Source organism: Anaerosporobacter sp. (genome assembly GCF_965301125.1).
Window position 1 is genome coordinate 1 of the sequence record NZ_CBDLAM010000293.1, and the last position, 3206, is coordinate 3206.

At 34.4% G+C, this 3206-nt stretch carries 4 protein-coding genes; all 4 read right to left on the reverse strand.

All coding sequences use genetic code 11. The features are described 5' to 3' along the window. Positions 1–263: 263 nt before the first annotated feature. From ACW2QF_RS18890 to ACW2QF_RS18905, 4 genes are read right to left on the reverse strand one after another with little or no spacing between them, the layout of a single operon-like run. Positions 264–1466, reverse strand: coding sequence for an ABC transporter permease subunit (locus tag ACW2QF_RS18890; RefSeq protein ID WP_455717569.1), 1203 nt, complete (start codon positions 1464–1466; stop codon positions 264–266). A gap of 2 nt (positions 1467–1468) precedes the next feature. Continuing rightward, positions 1469–2179: an ABC transporter ATP-binding protein gene (locus ACW2QF_RS18895; RefSeq protein ID WP_455717567.1), complete on the reverse strand. Its 711-nt coding sequence runs from the start codon at positions 2177–2179 to the stop codon at positions 1469–1471. Then, the gene (locus ACW2QF_RS18900) at positions 2170–2868 is read right to left on the reverse strand and encodes a hypothetical protein (protein ID WP_455717568.1); all 699 of its coding nucleotides are present in this window, start codon (positions 2866–2868) and stop codon (positions 2170–2172) included. The genes ACW2QF_RS18895 and ACW2QF_RS18900 overlap by 10 nt, the downstream gene beginning before the upstream one ends. Continuing rightward, complete coding sequence (locus ACW2QF_RS18905) at positions 2858–3175, reverse strand: sigma-70 family RNA polymerase sigma factor (protein WP_455717570.1); 318 nt, start codon at positions 3173–3175, stop codon at positions 2858–2860. Before ACW2QF_RS18905 ends, ACW2QF_RS18900 begins: the two co-directional genes overlap by 11 nt. Positions 3176–3206: the final 31 nt, after the last annotated feature.

Here is a 3206-nt window from a genome sequence, read left to right on the forward strand (position 1 = left end):
GATACTGTATCTTTTATTTCTTCCGCCTGTTCTATAGCTCCTAATTTTTCTATTATTTGTCTCTTTTGTTACTAATTCTGGTTTTATTTAATAAAAATCACAAACATTTTTCTTGATACAAAGGACATTTCTAACTTTCAATATGCAATTTCCCATGCTTGGTAACTAAAAAAGGATAAAGTCAATTATTGACCTTATCCTTAATATTGGCATTTTGATATAAAATTATTATGATTCCAGTGATTAAAGTATTGTTTGATATACTATCGTCCAGATATCTGAAAGTTACAGTATACTCTTTTACCCAATAATACAATTATAGCACCTAAAATAACATATAAGATCGGAGCAAATTGCCATGAGGTTAATTGTATTCCAAATAAAGAAACTAGTCTTAAATCTACAAAACCTTGATTACCTTTTAGCAAATTAATAGGTACCATATTCCAAATTTGTGATAGGAATCCAAAGGAGATTGGAATTGGAACCAGACGTACAGCAAACAGTCCACCTACTATGACTGCCATTGCTCCGATACTGTTATGCAGCAATTCAGCAAACACCATTGCAAATATACTTACCAATACAGATGCTAAAATAAGTATCCCCAACATGATTATCAAAGCTTCTCCTACCGATAAATCATAAGAATACCAAAATTCTGTTGTAGTCTGTATCATCGCATTAAATCCTTCCGTTCCATAACAGATAAAATTACCTATAATTGAAACGCCTGCAAAAATGGATGTGGCAATCAAAGCCACCAAGCTCCCCGCTATAATTTTTGCAAAATACTGTTTCTGTCTTCCATATCTAGTACACAATATAAGCTGGTCTGTCTTTTTATTATGCTCCTCTATAAATACATTTATCATACATATGGCAATAAGAAAAGTAATAAGCATGCAAGTCATATAAGGGCCATTCATATCAACTAAACTCAGATATGCTGTTGCATATTGGTATGTAATTGTGTCAGGTAGCTTCTCTTCCTTCTCATCCCAATATGCTCGTTCTTTCTCTGACAAATCATAAAATTCATACATATTTTCTTGTTTATTTCGCTTTATCTGATATAATTCCTCCTCAGTCAAATCAAATATCTGATAACTCGTATCGGAAATCCAACTATTAATTAGTGTATATATTTCCGAATATGGCCTCACCTCAGACTGATACGTATCCGACAGTAGATACTCTATGCTTCCCATATCCCCAACTTTTGCATATGCATTCTGCATCTCATGGAGTAATGTATCATCTATATTTCTGCCCGACAATGACAATCCATTTTTCCTATCGATTTGATTTCTTTTTGCATGTGTTTCAACAAATTTATCATCTACATAAGTAGCACCAATGTTACCGGATAATGCCAAATACAGCTGCATTAGTAAAAGTACAATAAAAGCGACCCATGTACTTTTTCTCTTCAATATTTTCTTGATTTCGAACCCAACTAACATTCTCACTTGTCCTGTTCCTCCAATCCACCAAATTCTCTTAGATAGAACTCTTCCAAATCTTCATTAATATCTTCACGGGTTCCATTAAATACAAGTTGCCCATAATTCATCATTAAAATTCTATCTGCGATACGATCAATATCTGATACAATATGTGTAGATAAAATGACGATACTGTCTTTTCCTAAATCAGCGATCAGATTACGAAATCTTACCCTTTCTTTGGGATCTAGTCCTGCTGTAGGTTCGTCAAGAATCAGAATCTTCGGATCATTCAGTAGTGCTTGTGCAATTCCAAGACGCTGCTTCATTCCCCCCGAATAGGTTTTTACTTTTTTATTTGCCACATCTTTTAGTGATACAAGTTCCAATAACTCTTCCGTCTTTCTTTGTGCTGTCTTCTTTCCTAGCCCCTTCAATACAGCCATATACAGAAGAAAATCTCTCCCTGTAAAGTCAGGATAATAACCAAAATCCTGTGGCAGATACCCAAGTTCTGCCCTGTATTCCTCCGTAGCCACATCCATACCGTCAAAGGTGATTGTACCACTGGTAGGAGTCAAAATCCCACATATCATACGCATTAAAGTAGTCTTTCCCGCACCATTTGCTCCTAACAAACCATATATGCCTGGTTGAAAATTCAATGATATTCGATCCACTGCAATTTTATTTTTGTATTGTCTCGTCAAACGATCAATTATTAATTCCATGCCAAATCCTCCGTCTTTCGAATGGTACGATGTATTTCCCTTATCATTAATACCATGAAGCATACACATACAACAGTCCATATTCCTAGGTAACTGGTATTGTAAATAAAATTATATTTCATTGATACTACAATCACTAAAAAAGCCACCAATACTGAAAAACTAAAACAAAGATACGTCCCATCTCTATTTGATACCTTTCTAACTATCATCAGCCCTCCGATTGCTGTTATCAAATATGGAACCATCATATAGACCAACTGCGAATAGACATTGTAACCACTTAACAATGCTATAAACAAAATCATCATAAAATTACTTATTCCCAGTATAATCATTCTGGTAAGTATAATGCTCTTAAGTGAAAATCGCGAAGAAAGTTCCAACTCATCCATGCCATAATGATAAGAACGCATACTTTCCGTAATAGATACCATCACAAAAAATGGAACTAGTGCATTCACACTTCCAATATAAGTTGATTCAATATGGTAATTTAAAAATAATGCAAACATGAATAAGAAAAATGAAGCAATCCAAGCACACTTAGAAATATAGCATAACTGGGTCTTCATCATATGAGCCATACTCATATTTTGCCTTCCTACTTTTCTCATAAATTCTCTTTTTCTAATAGGTTCTGGCGCTTCAAAATATTCTTTTAACTGCTTCTGTAGTTTACGTTCCATCCGAAATCCTCCTTTCTAATTTCTTTGTTATCTTATTTAATTCACGATATAGTACAAATCTAGATTTTCCATACATATTACTAAGTACTGCAAATGGTACTTCGTTTACATAGCGTAAGAACAACAATTCCTGCTCTTCTATAGAAAGCGATTCTATTGCCTCGTGCAGCGCAATGCTATTTACGATTCTTTCCTCAAAACCAGGCTGAACACTCTCTGTATCCTGCTCTTCTTTGTTTTTCCTTCGAAAAGTATCTATGCACAGATTTCGTGCAACAGTGTATAAAAAAGCTAGCGGCCGCCCAATGTCATTTAGTTAGTTAATTAAGTTCTAACAC

Excerpts from the sequence above, each read along its gene's own strand:
- ACW2QF_RS18890 (WP_455717569.1), bottom strand. The coding sequence starts at position 1,466 with ATGTTAGTTGGGTTCGAAATCAAGAAAATATTGAAGAGAAAAAGTACA.
- ACW2QF_RS18895 (WP_455717567.1), bottom strand. The coding sequence starts at position 2,179 with ATGGAATTAATAATTGATCGTTTGACGAGACAATACAAAAATAAAATT.
- ACW2QF_RS18900 (WP_455717568.1), bottom strand. The coding sequence starts at position 2,868 with ATGGAACGTAAACTACAGAAGCAGTTAAAAGAATATTTTGAAGCGCCA.